This window comes from Bacteroides sp. 1_1_30, assembly GCF_020982715.1.
Taxonomy (GTDB): domain Bacteria; phylum Bacteroidota; class Bacteroidia; order Bacteroidales; family Bacteroidaceae; genus Bacteroides; species Bacteroides xylanisolvens.
In genome coordinates this window covers 1-17,238 of the sequence record NZ_JAJKHN010000038.1, presented here as the reverse complement: position 1 = coordinate 17,238, position 17,238 = coordinate 1, and the positions used below count along the sequence as shown (strand labels likewise).

The 17,238-nt window shown below is 45.9% G+C and carries 14 protein-coding genes; all 14 read left to right on the top strand.

What is annotated here, in order from left to right; genetic code table 11:
- The first annotated feature begins 35 nt into the window (after nt 1-35).
- The 14 genes from mraZ to LPH68_RS12820 all read left to right on the top strand — a co-directional run bounded on the left by mraZ (nt 36) and on the right by LPH68_RS12820 (nt 16,723).
- Nucleotides 36-506, top strand: coding sequence for a division/cell wall cluster transcriptional repressor MraZ (gene mraZ / locus LPH68_RS12885; protein WP_004315379.1), 471 nt, complete (start codon nt 36-38; stop codon nt 504-506).
- Nucleotides 493-1,407, top strand: coding sequence for a 16S rRNA (cytosine(1402)-N(4))-methyltransferase RsmH (gene rsmH / locus LPH68_RS12880; protein WP_074706970.1), 915 nt, complete (start codon nt 493-495; stop codon nt 1,405-1,407). Before mraZ ends, rsmH begins: the two co-directional genes overlap by 14 nt.
- A gap of 6 nt (nt 1,408-1,413) precedes the next feature.
- Nucleotides 1,414-1,770 carry an FtsL-like putative cell division protein gene (locus LPH68_RS12875; protein ID WP_004315383.1) on the top strand — a complete coding sequence of 119 codons (357 nt, stop codon included), beginning with the start codon at nt 1,414-1,416 and terminating at the stop codon, nt 1,768-1,770.
- 72 nt (nt 1,771-1,842) lie between these two features.
- Nucleotides 1,843-3,969 carry a penicillin-binding protein gene (locus LPH68_RS12870; protein ID WP_118219518.1) on the top strand — a complete coding sequence of 709 codons (2,127 nt, stop codon included), beginning with the start codon at nt 1,843-1,845 and terminating at the stop codon, nt 3,967-3,969.
- A gap of 29 nt (nt 3,970-3,998) precedes the next feature.
- Complete coding sequence (locus LPH68_RS12865; protein ID WP_008776047.1) at nt 3,999-5,447, top strand: UDP-N-acetylmuramoyl-L-alanyl-D-glutamate--2,6-diaminopimelate ligase; 1,449 nt, start codon at nt 3,999-4,001, stop codon at nt 5,445-5,447.
- Between the two features lie 89 nt (nt 5,448-5,536).
- Complete coding sequence (locus LPH68_RS12860) at nt 5,537-6,805, top strand: phospho-N-acetylmuramoyl-pentapeptide-transferase (RefSeq protein ID WP_015532165.1); 1,269 nt, start codon at nt 5,537-5,539, stop codon at nt 6,803-6,805.
- Nucleotides 6,806-6,991: 186 nt separating this feature from the next.
- Entirely contained in the window at nt 6,992-8,326 is a 1,335-nt protein-coding gene (murD, locus tag LPH68_RS12855) for a UDP-N-acetylmuramoyl-L-alanine--D-glutamate ligase (protein ID WP_004298208.1), read from the top strand.
- Nucleotides 8,327-8,358: 32 nt separating this feature from the next.
- Nucleotides 8,359-9,681, top strand: a complete 1,323-nt coding sequence (locus LPH68_RS12850) for an FtsW/RodA/SpoVE family cell cycle protein (RefSeq protein ID WP_004315392.1) — start codon at nt 8,359-8,361, stop codon at nt 9,679-9,681.
- Between the two features lie 60 nt (nt 9,682-9,741).
- Nucleotides 9,742-10,860 (top strand): undecaprenyldiphospho-muramoylpentapeptide beta-N-acetylglucosaminyltransferase, encoded by a 1,119-nt coding sequence (murG, locus tag LPH68_RS12845; RefSeq protein WP_087317658.1) that lies wholly within the window; start codon nt 9,742-9,744, stop codon nt 10,858-10,860.
- 113 nt (nt 10,861-10,973) lie between these two features.
- The gene (gene murC, locus LPH68_RS12840) at nt 10,974-12,374 is read left to right on the top strand and encodes a UDP-N-acetylmuramate--L-alanine ligase (protein ID WP_151923343.1); all 1,401 of its coding nucleotides are present in this window, start codon (nt 10,974-10,976) and stop codon (nt 12,372-12,374) included.
- 75 nt (nt 12,375-12,449) lie between these two features.
- Nucleotides 12,450-13,187: a cell division protein FtsQ/DivIB gene (locus LPH68_RS12835; protein WP_004315396.1), complete on the top strand. Its 738-nt coding sequence runs from the start codon at nt 12,450-12,452 to the stop codon at nt 13,185-13,187.
- Between the two features lie 99 nt (nt 13,188-13,286).
- On the top strand, nt 13,287-14,744 hold the full coding sequence (gene ftsA, locus LPH68_RS12830) for a cell division protein FtsA (protein ID WP_004315397.1): 1,458 nt from the start codon (nt 13,287-13,289) through the stop codon (nt 14,742-14,744).
- A 132-nt stretch (nt 14,745-14,876) separates the two neighbouring features.
- Nucleotides 14,877-16,187 carry a cell division protein FtsZ gene (gene ftsZ / locus LPH68_RS12825; protein WP_230296951.1) on the top strand — a complete coding sequence of 437 codons (1,311 nt, stop codon included), beginning with the start codon at nt 14,877-14,879 and terminating at the stop codon, nt 16,185-16,187.
- 86 nt (nt 16,188-16,273) lie between these two features.
- Complete coding sequence (locus LPH68_RS12820) at nt 16,274-16,723, top strand: GatB/YqeY domain-containing protein (protein WP_118407912.1); 450 nt, start codon at nt 16,274-16,276, stop codon at nt 16,721-16,723.
- Nucleotides 16,724-17,238: the final 515 nt, after the last annotated feature.

The window sequence follows — 17,238 nt, the reverse complement described above, 5'->3', positions numbered from 1 at the left end:
TTCATACTTTTACGGTCGCTTATTATAATAAGGTAATGATACGTTTTTTAGGAAATATTGAAGCCAGGGCGGACGCCAAAGGAAGGGTGTTCATACCCGCTACCTTCAGGAAGCAACTACAAGCAGCTTCCGAGGAGAGGCTTATTATGCGTAAAGACGTATTTCAGGACTGTTTGACCCTGTACCCCGAGAGCGTGTGGAACGAGGAGTTGAACGAGCTTCGCAGCAGGCTGAACAAATGGAACAGCAAACACCAACTCATTTTCAGACAGTTTGTGAGCGACGTTGAAGTGGTGACACCTGACAGCAACGGACGTATATTAATCCCCAAACGATATTTGCAGATTTGCAGCATTCATGGAGATATACGTTTTATCGGCATCGACAATAAGATAGAGATCTGGGCGAAAGAGCGGGCAGAACAGCCTTTCATGTCGCCTGAAGAGTTCGGTGCAGCATTAGAAGAAATTATGAACGATGATAATAGACAAGATGGAGAAAGATGAATTGACATACCATGTACCTGTATTGCTGAAAGAAAGCGTTGACGGGATGAATATCCAACCGGACGGAACGTATGTAGACGTTACATTCGGAGGAGCGGGACATTCGCGCGAGATACTTTCACGACTCGGAGAAGGCGGGCGTTTATTGGGATTCGACCAGGACGAGGACGCTGAACGGAACATTGTCAACGATCCTCACTTCATCTTCGTGCGCAGCAACTTCCGTTACCTGCAAAATTTCCTGCGCTATCACGACATCGAGCAGGTAGATGCAATCCTGGCCGACCTCGGCGTATCATCCCATCATTTCGATGATAGCGAACGCGGCTTTTCTTTCCGTTTCGACGGAGCGCTGGATATGCGTATGAACAAGCGTGCCGGAATTACGGCAGCAGACATCGTGAATACTTACGAGGAAGAACGTCTTGCAAACCTCTTCTATCTGTACGGAGAGCTGAAGAATAGCCGCAAACTGGCTTCTGTCATCGTTAAAGCCAGAAGCGGGCAGTACATCCGGACCATCGGTGAGTTTCTGGAAATCATCAAACCGCTTTTCGGCCGTGAACGCGAAAAGAAAGAACTGGCAAAAGTGTTCCAGGCACTGCGGATCGAAGTAAACCAAGAGATGGAAGCGCTGAAAGAGATGTTGCTGGCAGCCACGGAAGCACTAAAGCCGGGCGGCAGACTGGTGGTAATCACTTATCATTCATTGGAAGACCGCATGGTGAAAAACATCATGAAGACGGGCAACGTAGAAGGAAAAGCAGAATCCGACTTCTTCGGAAATCTGCAAACGCCTTTCCGCCTTGTCAATAATAAGGTAATCGTTCCCGACGAGGCAGAAATAGAACGGAACCCACGGTCGAGAAGTGCCAAATTACGAATTGCAGAAAAGAAATAAAAAGATATGGAAGAAGAAGTAGTAAATAAGAAAACAGAAGAGGGCAAGAAGAAAAACCGCACCTCGCTGAAGAGTATTCTGGGTGGAGACATTCTGGCTACCGATTTTTTCCGCCGTCAAACGAAGTTGCTGGTACTTATCATGGTATTCATCATCTTCTACATTCACAATCGTTATGCCAGTCAACAGCAACAGATCGAGATAGATCGGCTGAAAAAGGAATTGATAGACATTAAATACGACGCACTGACGCGCAGCTCGGAGCTGATGGAGAAGAGCCGCCAGTCACGCATTGAAGATTATATATCAAATAAGGAAAGCGATTTGCAAACATCAACCCATCCTCCTTACCTTATTAAATAAGTGGAGAGTGGAGAGTTGAAAATTGAGAGTTTTTAAAAGACAAATACTGTGGCAGTTAATAAAAAGAACATAATGACCCGTTACTTCTTCGTCATCCTGTTGATGGCGTTGATAGGAATAGCTATTGTTGTAAAAGCAGGCATCACCATGTTTGCCGAACGACAATACTGGCAGGATGTGGCTGATCGTTTCGTAAAAGAGAATGTGACGGTGAAACCTAATCGTGGAAACATTATTTCTTCTGACGGTAAACTGATGGCCAGTTCGCTACCCGAGTACAGAATCTATATGGACTTTATGTCCGGTGAGAAGGACGAAAAACGCAGACGGAAAGATCAGGCACGCCGGGACTCCATCCTCAATGCCAATATGGATTCCATCTGTATCGGACTTCACAAGATATTCCCGGACAAGAGTGCAGCCCAATTCAAAGCACACCTCAAGAAAGGACGCCAGGCAAAAAGCCGTAATTATCTGATTTATCCGAAACGTATTTCCTATATACAATATAAAGAGGTAAAGAGACTGCCCGTCTTCTGTTTGAACCGGTATAAAGGCGGATTTAAAGAATTAGCATACAATCAGCGCAAGAAACCTTTCGGTTCACTGGCTGCCCGTACGCTGGGAGATGTGTATGCAGATACAGCCAAAGGAGCCAGAAATGGTATCGAACTTGCTTTCGACACTATCCTGAAAGGACGGGACGGACTGACGCACCGCCAAAAAGTGATGAACAAATATCTGAACATTGTCGATGTGCCGCCGGTTGACGGTTGCGATTTGATTAGTACCATCGACGTAGGCATGCAGGATATCTGCGAGAAAGCATTGGTAGACAAGCTGAAAGAGCTGAATGCCAGCGTAGGCGTGGTGGTATTGATGGAAGTAGCTACCGGAGAAGTGAAAGCGATCGTCAACATGATGCAAGGCAAGGACGGCGAGTATTACGAAATGCGCAACAATGCCATCAGTGATATGCTTGAGCCGGGGTCCACTTTCAAGACGGCCTCCATTATGGTAGCTCTCGAAGACGGAAAGATCACTCCGGACTATGTGGTAGACACCGGCAACGGACAGATGCCGATGTACGGACGTGTCATGAAAGACCACAACTGGCACCGTGGAGGATATGGGAAGCTGACTGTTACTGAAATTCTGGGAGTTTCGTCCAACGTCGGTACCTCTTATATTATAGATCATTTCTATGGTAGCAATCCACAGAAATTCGTAGACGGGTTAAAACGGATGAGCATCGACCAACCGCTCCACCTACAGATTTCAGGAGAAGGGAAGCCGAATATCCGTGGCCCGAAAGAACGTTATTTTGCAAAGACCACTTTGCCGTGGATGAGTATCGGATACGAGACACAGGTTCCTCCAATCAATATTCTGACGTTCTACAACGGAATAGCCAACAATGGAGTCAGTGTACGTCCGAAATTTGTCAAAGCTGCCGTGAAAGACGGGGAAGTCGTGAAAGAATATCCGACAGAGGTTATCAATCCTAAGATTTGTTCAGATAAGACTTTGGCACAGATTCGTGAAATACTTCGGAAAGTGGTCGGTGAAGGACTTGCTAAGCCTGCAGGGAGTAAGCAATTCCACGTTTCAGGCAAAACGGGAACGGCGCAGATTTCACAGGGAGCAGCCGGATACAAAACGGGAAGAACGAATTACCTGGTTAGTTTCTGCGGATATTTTCCGTCAGAGGCACCTAAATATAGTATGATTGTCTCTATCCAGAAACCGGGCTTGCCGGCTTCGGGAGGTTTGATGGCAGGTAGTGTATTCAGCAAGATTGCAGAAAGAGTGTATGCCAAAGACTTGCGGTTGCCGCTTACCAATGCGATTGACACCAATTCCGTAGTCATTCCGAATGTAAAAGCCGGAGAGATGCGCGAAGCTCAACGGGTATTGGAGGAACTGGAGATTAATATACAAGGTAAAGTTGCCGATTCAGGAAAAGAAGTGTGGGGGAATACGCACGTTGCTCCGCAAGCTGTGGTTCTTGAAAGCCGGAGCAATATGCAGAACTTTGTGCCGAGCGTGATAGGTATGGGAGCGAAAGACGCCGTATACTTGTTGGAAAGCAAAGGATTGAAAGTCAATCTGGTCGGAGTGGGCAAAGTGAAAAGCCAGTCGATAGCCAATGGAACCATCGTAAAGAAGGGACAAACGGTGACGCTGACGCTAAAGTAAAAATTAAAGATTAAAAATTAAATAGAGTGATGTTATTAAAGGAGTTACTGAAAGCGATCCAACCGGTAGAGGTAGCCGGAGATTCAGACATAGAAATCACCGGAGTCAATATTGACTCCCGTCTAGTGGAAGCCGGCCAACTGTTCATGGCAATGCGCGGCACGCAAGCGGACGGCCATGCCTACATACCTGCTGCCATAGCGAAAGGAGCGACTGCTATCCTCTGCGAGGATATGCCGGAAGAACCTGTTGCGGGGATCACTTATATACAAGTCAAAGACAGTGAAGATGCAGTAGGAAAGATTGCTACTACTTTCTACGGCAACCCCACTTCCAAGATGGAACTGGTTGGCGTTACCGGAACGAACGGAAAAACAACAATCGCCACCTTATTATATAATACATTCCGTTATTTCAGATATAAGGTAGGGTTGATTTCTACCGTTTGCAATTATATCGACGACGAGCCGATTCCAACAGAACATACCACACCCGACCCTATCACGTTGAACCGTCTATTGGGACGAATGGCGGATGAAGGATGCAAATATGTTTTCATGGAAGTCAGTTCACACTCCATTGCACAGAAACGTATCAGTGGATTAAAGTTTGCAGGAGGGATCTTTACCAATCTGACCCGCGACCATCTCGACTATCATAAAACAGTAGAGAATTATCTGAAAGCAAAGAAGAAGTTCTTTGACGATCTGCCGAAAAGCGCATTCAGCCTGACTAATCTGGACGATAAGAATGGACTGGTGATGACACAGAATACACGTTCTAAAGTCTATACTTATTCATTAAGAAGCCTTTGTGACTTTAAAGGGCGGGTATTGGAGTCTCATTTTGAAGGAATGTTGCTCGACTTCAACAACCATGAGTTGGCAGTTCAGTTTATCGGTAAGTTCAATGCTTCCAATTTGCTGGCAGTATTCGGGGCAGCCGTTCTGTTGGGCAAGAAAGAAGAAGAGGTGCTTGTGGCTCTTAGTACGCTTCATCCGGTAGCCGGACGTTTCGATGCGGTCCGTTCTCCACAGGGAGTTACAGCGATTGTAGATTATGCGCATACTCCGGATGCTCTTATTAATGTATTGAATGCCATACATGGAGTACTTGAAGGAAAAGGAAAAGTGATTACAGTAGTGGGTGCCGGTGGCAACCGTGATAAGGGCAAACGTCCCATCATGGCAAAGGAAGCTGCTAAAGCCAGCGACCGCGTCATCATCACTTCAGACAATCCGCGCTTCGAAGAGCCGCAAGACATCATTAACGATATGCTTGCCGGACTGGATGCGGAGGATATGAAGAAAACGGTCAGCATTGCCGACCGTAAAGAAGCGATTCGCACGGCTTGCATGCTGGCAGAAAAAGGAGATGTAATCCTCGTTGCCGGAAAAGGACACGAGAATTACCAAGAGATAAAAGGAGTAAAACATCATTTTGACGATAAAGAAGTACTCAAAGAAATTTTTAAATAATGAATAGATTGTGCAAATATGCCGACTGGCTCCGGTATTTATCCGGCAGAAGCGACATAGCAACACATCAATAAATTGGCAAATTATTTATGTTATATTATCTATTTGAATGGCTGCAAAAGCTCAATTTTCCAGGAGCGGGAATGTTCGGATATACTTCATTCCGTGCTTTGATGGCGGTGATCCTCGCGTTACTTATTTCAAGTATCTGGGGAGATAAGTTCATCAACCTACTCAAAAGGAAACAAATCACAGAAACGCAGCGTGATGCTAAAACGGACCCGTTCGGCGTCAACAAAGTAGGCGTGCCGAGCATGGGAGGTGTTATCATCATTGTAGCCATCCTGATCCCTTGTCTGTTGTTGGGTAAACTGCATAATATATATATGATACTGATGCTGATAACCACCGTATGGTTGGGATCGCTCGGCTTCGCAGACGACTATATCAAGATCTTTAAAAAAGACAAAGAAGGTTTGCATGGTAAGTTCAAGATTATTGGTCAGGTCGGTTTGGGTTTAATTGTCGGAATGACTTTGTATCTAAGCCCGGACGTAGTGATCCGTGAGAATATCGAAGTTCATAATCCGGGACAGGAGATGGAAGTGATACACGGAACCAATGATTTGAAATCGACCCAGACAACGATTCCTTTTTTCAAGAGCAATAACCTTGATTATGCCGATCTGGTTGCTTTCATGGGCGAGCATGCGCAAACAGCCGGATGGATTTTGTTCGTCATCGTCACAATCATCGTGGTTACCGCCGTATCAAACGGTGCCAACCTGAATGACGGTATGGACGGAATGGCGGCCGGAAACTCGGCCATTATCGGCGCAACGCTGGGGATATTGGCGTATGTATCGTCACATATCGAGTTCGCAGGCTATCTGAATATCATGTATATTCCGGGTTCGGAAGAACTGGTAATCTATATCTGTGCTTTCATCGGTGCGCTTATCGGTTTCTTATGGTACAATGCTTATCCGGCACAAGTATTTATGGGAGATACAGGTAGCCTCACCATTGGCGGTATCATCGCAGTGTTCGCCATCATCATCCACAAAGAGTTGTTGATACCGATTCTTTGCGGTGTATTCCTGGTAGAAAATCTGTCGGTAATCCTGCAACGGGCTTATTATAAGGCAGGAAAGAGGAAAGGGGTAAAGCAGCGTTTGTTCAAGCGCACACCGATTCACGATCATTTCCGTACTTCGATGAGCCTGATCGAGCCGGGATGTACGGTGAAATTCACCAAGCCCGACCAGCTGTTCCACGAATCAAAGATTACCGTCCGTTTCTGGATTGTAACGATTGTATTGGCGGCAATAACAATTATAACATTAAAAATAAGATAGAATGAAGGCACGGATTACACGGATTAACGCAGTGTTAACTGCATAATCCCTTAAAACCGTGAAATCCGCGTCACCCGTGCCTTCATTAAAAATATAGAGAGCATTAACCCGATTATTAACTTTTAAAAGATGTGCGCAGCTAATAGATAAATCAATCGATTAGAAAACAAGGGCACATTATTGTAGATGAAAAGAATTGTAATTTTAGGAGCTGGCGAAAGCGGCGCAGGTGCAGCCGTACTCGCAAAAGTAAAAGGATTTGAGACGTTTGTTTCGGACATGTCCGCCATCAAGGACAAATACAAGGAACTTCTCGACAGCCATCAGATTGCCTGGGAAGAAGGACACCATACCGAAGAGCTCATTCTGAATGCCGACGAGGTTATCAAAAGCCCCGGTATCCCGAATGACGCCCCAATCATCCTGAAACTGAAAGCTCAAGGCACACCGGTGATCTCCGAGATTGAGTTTGCCGGACGCTATACTGATGCCAAAATGATCTGTATTACAGGTTCTAACGGAAAGACTACAACGACTTCCCTGATCTACCACATTTTCAAAAGCGCAGGTCTGAACGTAGGTTTGGCAGGCAACATCGGCAAAAGTCTTGCTTTGCAGGTAGCCGAAGATTACCATGACTATTATATTATCGAACTTAGCTCTTTCCAGCTGGATAATATGTATAACTTCCGTGCGAACATCGCCGTATTGATGAACATCACTCCGGACCATCTTGATCGCTACGACCACTGTATGCAGAATTACATCGACGCTAAATTCCGCATCACCCAAAACCAAACCCCGGACGATGCTTTCATCTTCTGGAATGACGACCCGATCATCAGACAAGAACTGGCGAAACACGGTCTGAAAGCTCACCTGTATCCTTTTGCCGCTGTAAAAGAAGACGGAGCGATCGCATACGTAGAAGACCACGAAGTGAAAATCACCGAACCGATTGCCTTCAACATGGAGCAGGAAGAACTGGCTCTGACAGGGCAACATAACCTATATAACTCTTTAGCCGCCGGTATCTCGGCAAACCTTGCCGGCATCGCCAAAGAAAACATCCGTAAAGCCCTCTCCGACTTCAAGGGAGTAGAGCATCGGTTGGAAAAGGTGGCACGTGTCCGCGGAATTGATTTCATCAACGACTCTAAAGCAACGAATGTCAACTCCTGCTGGTATGCCCTGCAAAGCATGACTACCAAAACGGTATTGATTCTCGGTGGTAAAGACAAAGGCAACGACTATACTGAAATTGAAGACCTGGTACGCGAAAAGTGTTCGGCACTGGTATACCTGGGACTTCATAACGAAAAACTTCACGAATTCTTCGACCGTTTCGGCCTGCCCGTAGCAGACGTACAAACCGGAATGAAGGACGCCGTAGAAGCAGCCTACAAACTGGCAAAGAAAGGTGAAACGGTATTATTGAGCCCTTGTTGCGCCTCTTTCGACCTCTTCAAGAGCTATGAAGACCGTGGCGACCAGTTTAAGGAATGTGTCCGCGCCCTATAATTTCTAATTATTAATTTTTAATTGCTATAAGATTGGATTTATTAAAGAACATATTCAAAGGTGACAAGGTAATCTGGATTATCTTCCTCTGTCTCTGCCTCATCTCTATTATCGAGGTGTTCTCGGCAGCGTCGACACTGACTTACAAAAGTGGCGACCATTGGGGACCGATTACACAACACTCCATCATCCTGATGGTAGGTGCTGTGGTAGTAGTGTTTCTGCATAATGTTCCCTACAAATGGTTCCAGGTATTTCCGGTCTTTCTGTATCCGATTTCCCTGGTTCTATTGGCATTTGTCACGCTGATGGGTATCATCACAGGGGACCGTGTCAACGGGGCAGCCCGTTGGATGACCTTTATGGGATTACAGTTCCAGCCTTCGGAATTGGCAAAGATGGCGGTTATCATTGCCGTCTCATTCATCCTGTCCAAAAGGCAAGACGAATACGGAGCCAACCCGAACGCCTTCAAATATATCATGATCCTCACCGGACTGGTATTCCTGCTTATCGCACCGGAAAACCTTTCGACAGCAATGCTGCTTTTCGGAGTAGTATGCATGATGATGTTTATCGGCCGGGTGTCAGCAAAAAAGCTATTCGGAATGTTGGGAATATTGGCACTTGTGGGCGGTGTTGCCGTAGGTATACTGATGGCTATTCCCGCTAAAACGCTGCATAACACTCCGGGACTTCACCGTTTCGAAACGTGGCAGAATCGTGTTTCCGGCTTCTTTGAGAAGGAGGAAGTGCCGGCTGCCAAATTTGATATTGACAAAGATGCACAGGTAGCGCATGCACGCATCGCCATTGCTACCAGCCACGTAGTCGGCAAAGGTCCGGGAAACTCGATACAACGTGACTTCCTTAGTCAAGCATTCTCCGATTTTATCTTTGCGATTGTGATTGAAGAAATGGGATTGATCGGAGGAATATTTGTGGTGTTCCTCTATCTATGGCTGCTGATGCGAGCCGGACGAATCGCCCAGAAATGCGAGCGAACCTTCCCCGCCTTTCTCGTTATGGGCATTGCGTTGCTACTGGTATCGCAAGCAATATTGAATATGATGGTTGCCGTCGGATTATTCCCCGTCACCGGCCAGCCCCTGCCTTTAGTCAGCAAAGGAGGTACAAGTACGTTAATCAACTGCGCTTATATCGGTATGATATTAAGTGTAAGCCGATATACCGCCCATCTGGAAGAACAAAAAGCGCACGATGCACAGATCCAACTGCAATTAGAGGCAGATGCAGCTGCAAATTCCGAGGCACAGACTGCCGCCGAACCGACAGCACAGATTCTGAACAGCGATGCCAAGTTTGAAGATGAGCATGATATTGATAAACGGTAAGTGATGAACGGTGAATGGTGAACGAAAAACGTTGAACAACGGATAGAAAAAAGAATTAGGATGGAAAAAGAACTTAGAATTATTATCAGTGGTGGAGGAACAGGAGGGCATATCTTTCCTGCCGTCTCTATCGCAAACGCTATAATAGAGCTACGCCCCGACGCAGAAATTCTCTTTGTAGGTGCTGAAGGACGCATGGAAATGCAACGGGTTCCCGATGCAGGCTACCGTATTATCGGGCTTCCGATTGCCGGATTCGACCGCAAACGTTTATGGAAAAATGTATCTGTATTGATTAAACTGATGCGCAGCCAGTGGAAAGCACGCAAAGTTATCAAGGACTTCCGCCCACAAGTGGCGGTAGGTGTAGGCGGATATGCAAGCGGCCCGACACTAAAGACTGCCGGAATGATGGGAGTACCGACATTAATCCAGGAACAAAACTCTTATGCCGGAGTGACCAATAAGCTCCTGGCACAGAAAGCAAAAGTGATTTGTGTAGCTTATGACGGAATGGAAAAGTTTTTCCCTGCCGACAAAATTATTATGACGGGGAATCCTGTCCGCCAAAACCTGACAAAGGATATGCCGTCTAAAGAAGAAGCATTGCGCTCCTTCAACTTACAGCCTGGCAAAAAAACGATTCTGATTGTAGGCGGCAGTCTGGGTGCACGTACCATCAACAATACGCTGACAGCCGGACTGGCAACCATCAAAGAAAACACGGACGTGCAATTCATCTGGCAAACGGGCAAATACTACTACCCGCAAGTGAAAGAAGCCGTGAAAGCTGCAGGTACACTTCCGAACTTATATGTAACGGATTTCATCAAAGACATGGCAGCCGCATACGCAGCAGCCGATCTTGTGATTTCCCGTGCGGGGGCAGGTTCCATTTCAGAGTTCTGCCTGTTACATAAACCTGTTATCTTAGTGCCTTCTCCCAATGTAGCGGAAGACCATCAGACTAAGAATGCCTTAGCATTGGTGAATAAGCAGGCAGCTATCTACGTCAAAGACAGTGAAGCGGAAACAACCTTGATGGATGTAGCATTATCCACCGTCAATGACGAACAGAAACTGAAAGAACTGACAGAGAATATCGCCAAGCTGGCTTTGCCCGATTCTGCGAGAATCATCGCACAGGAGGTTATCAAACTGGCGGAAGCAAAGAGCTGATAAACAGAAGCAAAAAACAGATAAATAGATTATCGGATTGCACACAGGTTGAAGTAGCGGTATAGCTCCGGGATCAAACGACGTAATCCGTACTAAAATAAAAAACAGAAGAAATGAATATAGAAACGATAAAATCAGTCTATTTCGTAGGTGCCGGCGGCATCGGTATGAGTGCACTTGTACGCTACTTCCTCTTCAAAGGAAAGATAGTGGCCGGATATGACCGTACCCCTACTCCATTGACTGAAACCCTGATTGCCGAAGGCGCACAAATACATTATGAAGAAAACGTCGACCTGATTCCCGAAGCCTGCAAAGACAAGGAAAGCACGTTAGTCATATACACGCCCGCCGTTCCGCAGGAACATGAAGAAATCGTTTATTTCCGCAACAACGGATTCGAAATACAGAAACGCGCCCAAGTATTGGGAACAATTACCCATTCGAGCAAAGGTCTGTGCGTCGCAGGCACTCACGGTAAAACAACCACATCGACGATGACAGCCCATTTGCTCCATCAATCGCACGTGGAATGTACCGCTTTTCTCGGAGGAATCTCGAAGAACTACGGCACCAACCTGCTACTCTCTCAAACAAGCCCTTACACGGTGATTGAAGCAGATGAGTTCGACCGTTCTTTCCACTGGCTGTCGCCCTATATGACCGTAATCACATCTACCGACCCCGACCACTTGGACATCTATGGCACAGAACAAGCCTACCTGGAAAGTTTCGAGCATTATACCACGCTTATCCAACCGGGTGGCGCACTGATTATCCGCAAAGGCATCTCCCTGCAACCCAAAGTGCAGCCGGGCGTTCGTGTCTATACTTACTCACGTGACGAAGGCGACTTCCATGCAGAAAACATCCGCATCGGAAACGGAGAGATATTCATCGACTTTGTTGCCCCGGACACCCGTATCAACGATATTCAACTGGGAATTCCGGTTAGCATCAACATAGAAAACGGCGTAGCCGCCATGGCATTGGCACACCTTAACGGGGCTACCGATGAAGAAATAAAAAGAGGCATGGCAAGTTTCCGCGGAGTAGACCGCCGGTTCGACTTCAAGATCAAGAACGACCGTATCGTCTTTTTGAGTGATTATGCCCACCACCCCTCTGAAATCAAACAGAGCGTGTTGTCTATGCGCGAACTTTACAAGGACAAGAAGATCACAGCCATCTTCCAACCGCATCTCTATACCCGCACCCGCGACTTCTATCAAGATTTTGCCGATAGCCTGTCGCTACTCGACGAAGTGATTCTGGTAGACATCTATCCGGCACGTGAAGCACCAATTCCGGGCGTCACCAGCAAACTGATTTATGACAATCTCCGTCCGGGCATTGAAAAAAGTATGTGCAAAAAGGAAGATATACTGAACATTCTGAAAGATAAAAACATTGAAGTATTAATCACTTTGGGGGCTGGAGACATTGACAACTATGTCCCTGAAATAAAAGAACTATTAGAAACAAAAAAATTAAGAATGAATAATGAAGAATGAAGAATCTCTATCCAGCGTATTGATGCGCAGCAATTCTTCATTCTTCATTCTTAATTATTCATTAATAAAAAAACTATGGTAAAGAGAATCCTTCTATCCATCGTCATGCTAGTGCTTATAGCCTACCTCGCCGTAGCTATCACCGCATTCAACCGCAAGCCTGCCGATCAGACCTGCCGTGACATGGAATTGGTTATCAAGGATACCGCATACGCCGGCTTCATCACCAAAGAAGAGCTGAAAGGTATCCTTCAGCACAAAGGGATCTACCCCATCGGGAAGAAGATGGAGCGCATCTCTACCAAGTCACTGGAACGGGAACTAAGCAAACATCCGTTGATTGACGAAGCCGAGTGTTACAAAACACCCAGCGGCAAAGTATGCGTGGAAGTGACACAACGTATCCCTATTCTTCGGGTGATGAGCTCCAACGGTCAGAATTACTACCTTGACAACAAAGGAACCGTCATGCCACCGGATGCAAAATGCGTCGCTCACCGGGTAATTGTCACCGGAAACGTAGAAAAGTCGTTTGCAATGAAGGATTTATATAAGTTTGGTGTATTTTTGCATAATAATAAATTCTGGGACGCCCAGATAGAACAGATTCATGTGTTGCCCGACCAGAACATCGAATTGGTGCCGCGTGTGGGAGACCATCTCGTCTATCTCGGAAAACTGGAAAACTTTGAAGATAAACTGGCACGTTTGAAGGAGTTCTACAAGAAAGGACTCAACCGGGTAGGCTGGAACAAATATTCGCGTATCAATCTCGAATTCAACAACCAGATTATCTGCACCAAACGAGAATAGATAATAAATGATAGTTGATAATTGATAGTTGACAGATGAGGAGTGAACAATCTTTTTTCAATCGTAAATTGTAAATCGTAAAATCGTAAATAAATATATATGGCAACAACAGAATTTATCGCCGCTATTGAACTTGGTTCATCGAAGATAACCGGTGTGGCCGGAAGAAAGAACAGTGACGGAAGTATGCAGGTATTAGCGTATGCCCAGGAAGACTCTTCTACGTTTATTCGTAAAGGAGTTATTTTCAATCTGGACAAGACAGCGCAAAGCCTGACCTCGATCATCAACAGACTGGAAGGTGAGTTGAAAAACTCAATTGCCAAGGTATATGTAGGCATCGGCGGACAATCACTCCGCACAGTCCGCAATGTAGTAAGCCGCGACCTGGAAGAAGAAGCCATCATATCCGAAGAACTTGTAAGCGCTATCGGTGATGAGAACATTGCCATCCCGGTGGTTGATATGGATATATTGGACGTAGCTCCGCAAGAATACAAGGTGGGCAATAATCTGCAAGCCAACCCGGTAGGTCTGGTAGGAAGCCACATCGAAGGACGTTTCCTCAACATCGTTGCCCGTGCTTCCGTACGCAAGAATCTGGAGCATTGCTTCCAACAGGCAAAAATCGACATTGCCGACCAACTGATCGCCCCGCTAGTAACAGCCAATGCCGTACTGACAGAAAGCGAACGCCGTTCGGGTTGTGCACTGATCGACTTCGGAGCAGATACGACTACCATCTCTGTATATAAGAATAACATTCTCCGCTTCCTCACCGTATTACCTTTGGGAGGCAACAGCATCACGCGTGACATCACCACCCTGCAAATGGAGGAGGAAGAAGCCGAACGCCTGAAAAAAGCCTATGGTGACGCCCTCTACGAAGAAGATCCCGAACAAGAGGAAGAAGCTACCTGCAAACTGGAGGATGACAACCGTATCATCAAAGTGGCAGACCTTAATAATATCATCGAAGCCCGTGCCGAAGAAATCGTTGCCAACGTATGGAACCAGATTCAGCTATCCGGCTACGAAGACAAACTGCTGGCAGGACTTATCCTGACAGGAGGAGCCGCCAACCTGAAGAACTTGGACGAAACCTTGCGCAAACGCAGCAAGATAGAAAAGATACGGATGGCGAAACTTCCACGCAATACGGTCCATGCCCCCAACAATATACTAAAAAAAGACGGTTCACAGAACACATTGTTCGGTCTCCTGTTTGAAGGGAACCAAAACTGTTGCCTGACTGAAACCGCCCCGCAAGCTGCTGCTCCCGTACCGCCAGTCTCCAAACCGGAGCCGGAAGTGCATAGGACCGCAGACATATTTGAAGACGACCAGGAGCTGAAGGAACAGGCCCGCCTCGCCCGCCTCAAGAAAGAGGAAGAAGAGCGTGAAGCCAAGTTAGCTGCTAAAGAAGCGGAAAAACTTCGCAAGCAAAAGGAAAAGGAAGAGAAGGAAAGACGGAAAAGAGAAGCCGGTCCGAGCTGGATTCAGCGCAAGATCGACTCGTTGACGAAAGAAATCTTCTCCGACGACGATATGAAGTGATTTATGATTTATGAATTATGATTTATGAGTTGGCTGCGCGCTATATCATAAATCATAAATCATAACTTATAAATCAAGATTCAAAAATCAGAGTTCAGAAACCAGAAATCATAAATCAGAAATCATATTATTATGGACGAGATAGTACAATTCGATTTCCCGACAGATTCACCGAAGATCATCAAAGTGATTGGTGTAGGTGGTGGTGGTGGTAATGCTGTAAACCACATGTACCGGGAAGGCATCCATGATGTAACGTTCGTTCTTTGCAACACGGACAACCAGGCATTGGCCGAATCACCTGTCCCGGTGAAACTGCAACTGGGCCGTAGCATCACGCAAGGGCTTGGAGCCGGCAACCGTCCCGAACGGGCACGCGACGCCGCTGAAGAAAGTATAGAAGATATCAAGGCACAACTGAACGACGGCACCAAGATGGTATTCATCACCGCCGGAATGGGAGGAGGAACCGGAACAGGAGCTGCCCCGGTCATCGCCCGCATTGCGAAGGAAATGGATATTCTGACTGTCGGTATCGTCACCATCCCCTTTATCTTCGAAGGAGAAAAGAAAATCATCCAGGCACTGGACGGCGTCGAACGTATCGCCCAGCATGTTGATGCCCTATTGGTTATCAACAACGAACGCCTGCGCGAAATATACGCCGACCTTACCTTTATGAATGCCTTCGGCAAAGCCGATGACACTCTTTCCATCGCTGCCAAGAGTATTGCCGAGATTATCACCATGCGTGGTACGGTCAACCTCGACTTTGCCGATGTGAAAACCATCCTGAAAGATGGCGGAGTAGCGATCATGAGTACCGGATTCGGCGAAGGAGAAAATCGTGTGACGAAAGCAATCGACGATGCCCTGCATTCTCCGTTGCTCAACAACAACGATATTTTCAATGCCAAGAAGGTTATGTTGAACGTTTCTTTCTGCCCGTCATCCGAACTGATGATGGAGGAGATGAACGAGATACACGAGTTCATGAGCAAATTCCGCGAAGGAGTGGAAGTGATCTGGGGTGTTGCCATCGACAACTCACTGGATACCAAAGTAAAGATCACCGTATTGGCAACCGGATTCGGTGTAGAAGACGTCCCCGGAATGGACAGCCTGCATGCTGCACGCAGCCAGGAAGAGGAAGAACGTCAACTGCAACTGGAAGAAGAGAAAGAGAAGAACAAAGAACGTATCCGCAAGGCATATGGCGAAAGCGCCAGCAATATCGGAAGCAAGAGCTTCCGCAAACGCCGTCACATCTATCTTTTCAACACGGAAGATTTGGACAACGACGATATCATCGCCATGGTAGAAGATTCTCCCACGTACATGCGTGATAAGACGACTCTTACTAAAATCCGGACAAAGGCTGCATTGGAAGAAGAAGTGGCAACAGAAGAAGCTACGGATGATAACGGCGTAATTACATTCTAAACAAAGAGCTTAAGAACGAAAATTATAGTCCCACAGCATCAGGCTTCAGATCTAATTTTTAATCTTCAATTTATAATTATAATAGTATGGATTTATTCGAACAAGTCAGCGAAGACATTAAAAACGCAATGAAGGCGAAAGATAAAGTAGCCCTCGAAACTTTGAGAAATATAAAGAAGTTCTTCCTCGAAGCTAAGACAGCTCCGGGAGCTAACGATATATTGACAGATGATGCCGCTTTGAAGATTATCCAGAAACTTGTAAAACAAGGAAAAGATTCTGCTGAAATCTATATCGGACAGGGTCGTCAGGACTTGGCTGACGTAGAATTGAGTCAGGTAGCCGTTATGGAAAAATACCTGCCGAAACAGATGAGTGCCGAAGAACTGGAAGCTGCTTTGAAGGAAATCATCGCAGAGACAGGTGCTACGAGCGGTAAAGACATGGGTAAGGTCATGGGAGTTGCCTCCAAGAAGCTGGCAGGACTTGCAGAAGGACGTGCCATTTCCGCAAAAGTAAAAGAGCTTTTGGGATAACTTCCGGAACTTCCACAGAACCTTTTAGTGTTCGATTTTATCTTGCATCTTACACTAACCAGAGTTTATCTATTTGATTAATAGCAGTATAAACCTATGCAAGATACCGTTGCAGATGCGTGCAAGATGTTTTATCTTACACACATCTGCAACTTTCGTTAAACATGACATTCACCTCCTTCACCACTCTGAAACATCGATGAATAAAGGGATTTCGGGTGAAGGGCTGGCTTTCACATAGGTTTCACCCGATTCACTATATCTTTCTGCCGAATTTTGATTAATAGACTGATTCCAATCTATTAGATATAAACTTATTCTCTATTGATGCCAAACTTCCTTTTCACTAATAGAAAAGATTACTAACATTAAAGGCAATCTCTAAATGAAGCTTTTGTTTTTATAAACAAAGCTTTCATTTATAAAATCAAAAGCTTCATTTATATAATTGCAACTTGCAATTATAGATTGCGATTAATGAAAAACAAGTTTAGAATTATAGTAAAGTAATTTAG

Excerpts from the sequence above, each read along its gene's own strand:
- mraZ (WP_004315379.1), top strand. The coding sequence starts at position 36 with ATGATACGTTTTTTAGGAAATATTGAAGCCAGGGCGGACGCCAAAGGA.
- rsmH (WP_074706970.1), top strand. The coding sequence starts at position 493 with ATGGAGAAAGATGAATTGACATACCATGTACCTGTATTGCTGAAAGAA.
- LPH68_RS12875 (WP_004315383.1), top strand. The coding sequence starts at position 1,414 with ATGGAAGAAGAAGTAGTAAATAAGAAAACAGAAGAGGGCAAGAAGAAA.
- LPH68_RS12870 (WP_118219518.1), top strand. The coding sequence starts at position 1,843 with ATGACCCGTTACTTCTTCGTCATCCTGTTGATGGCGTTGATAGGAATA.
- LPH68_RS12865 (WP_008776047.1), top strand. The coding sequence starts at position 3,999 with ATGTTATTAAAGGAGTTACTGAAAGCGATCCAACCGGTAGAGGTAGCC.
- LPH68_RS12860 (WP_015532165.1), top strand. The coding sequence starts at position 5,537 with ATGTTATATTATCTATTTGAATGGCTGCAAAAGCTCAATTTTCCAGGA.
- murD (WP_004298208.1), top strand. The coding sequence starts at position 6,992 with ATGAAAAGAATTGTAATTTTAGGAGCTGGCGAAAGCGGCGCAGGTGCA.
- murG (WP_087317658.1), top strand. The coding sequence starts at position 9,742 with ATGGAAAAAGAACTTAGAATTATTATCAGTGGTGGAGGAACAGGAGGG.
- murC (WP_151923343.1), top strand. The coding sequence starts at position 10,974 with ATGAATATAGAAACGATAAAATCAGTCTATTTCGTAGGTGCCGGCGGC.
- LPH68_RS12835 (WP_004315396.1), top strand. The coding sequence starts at position 12,450 with ATGGTAAAGAGAATCCTTCTATCCATCGTCATGCTAGTGCTTATAGCC.
- ftsA (WP_004315397.1), top strand. The coding sequence starts at position 13,287 with ATGGCAACAACAGAATTTATCGCCGCTATTGAACTTGGTTCATCGAAG.
- ftsZ (WP_230296951.1), top strand. The coding sequence starts at position 14,877 with ATGGACGAGATAGTACAATTCGATTTCCCGACAGATTCACCGAAGATC.
- LPH68_RS12820 (WP_118407912.1), top strand. The coding sequence starts at position 16,274 with ATGGATTTATTCGAACAAGTCAGCGAAGACATTAAAAACGCAATGAAG.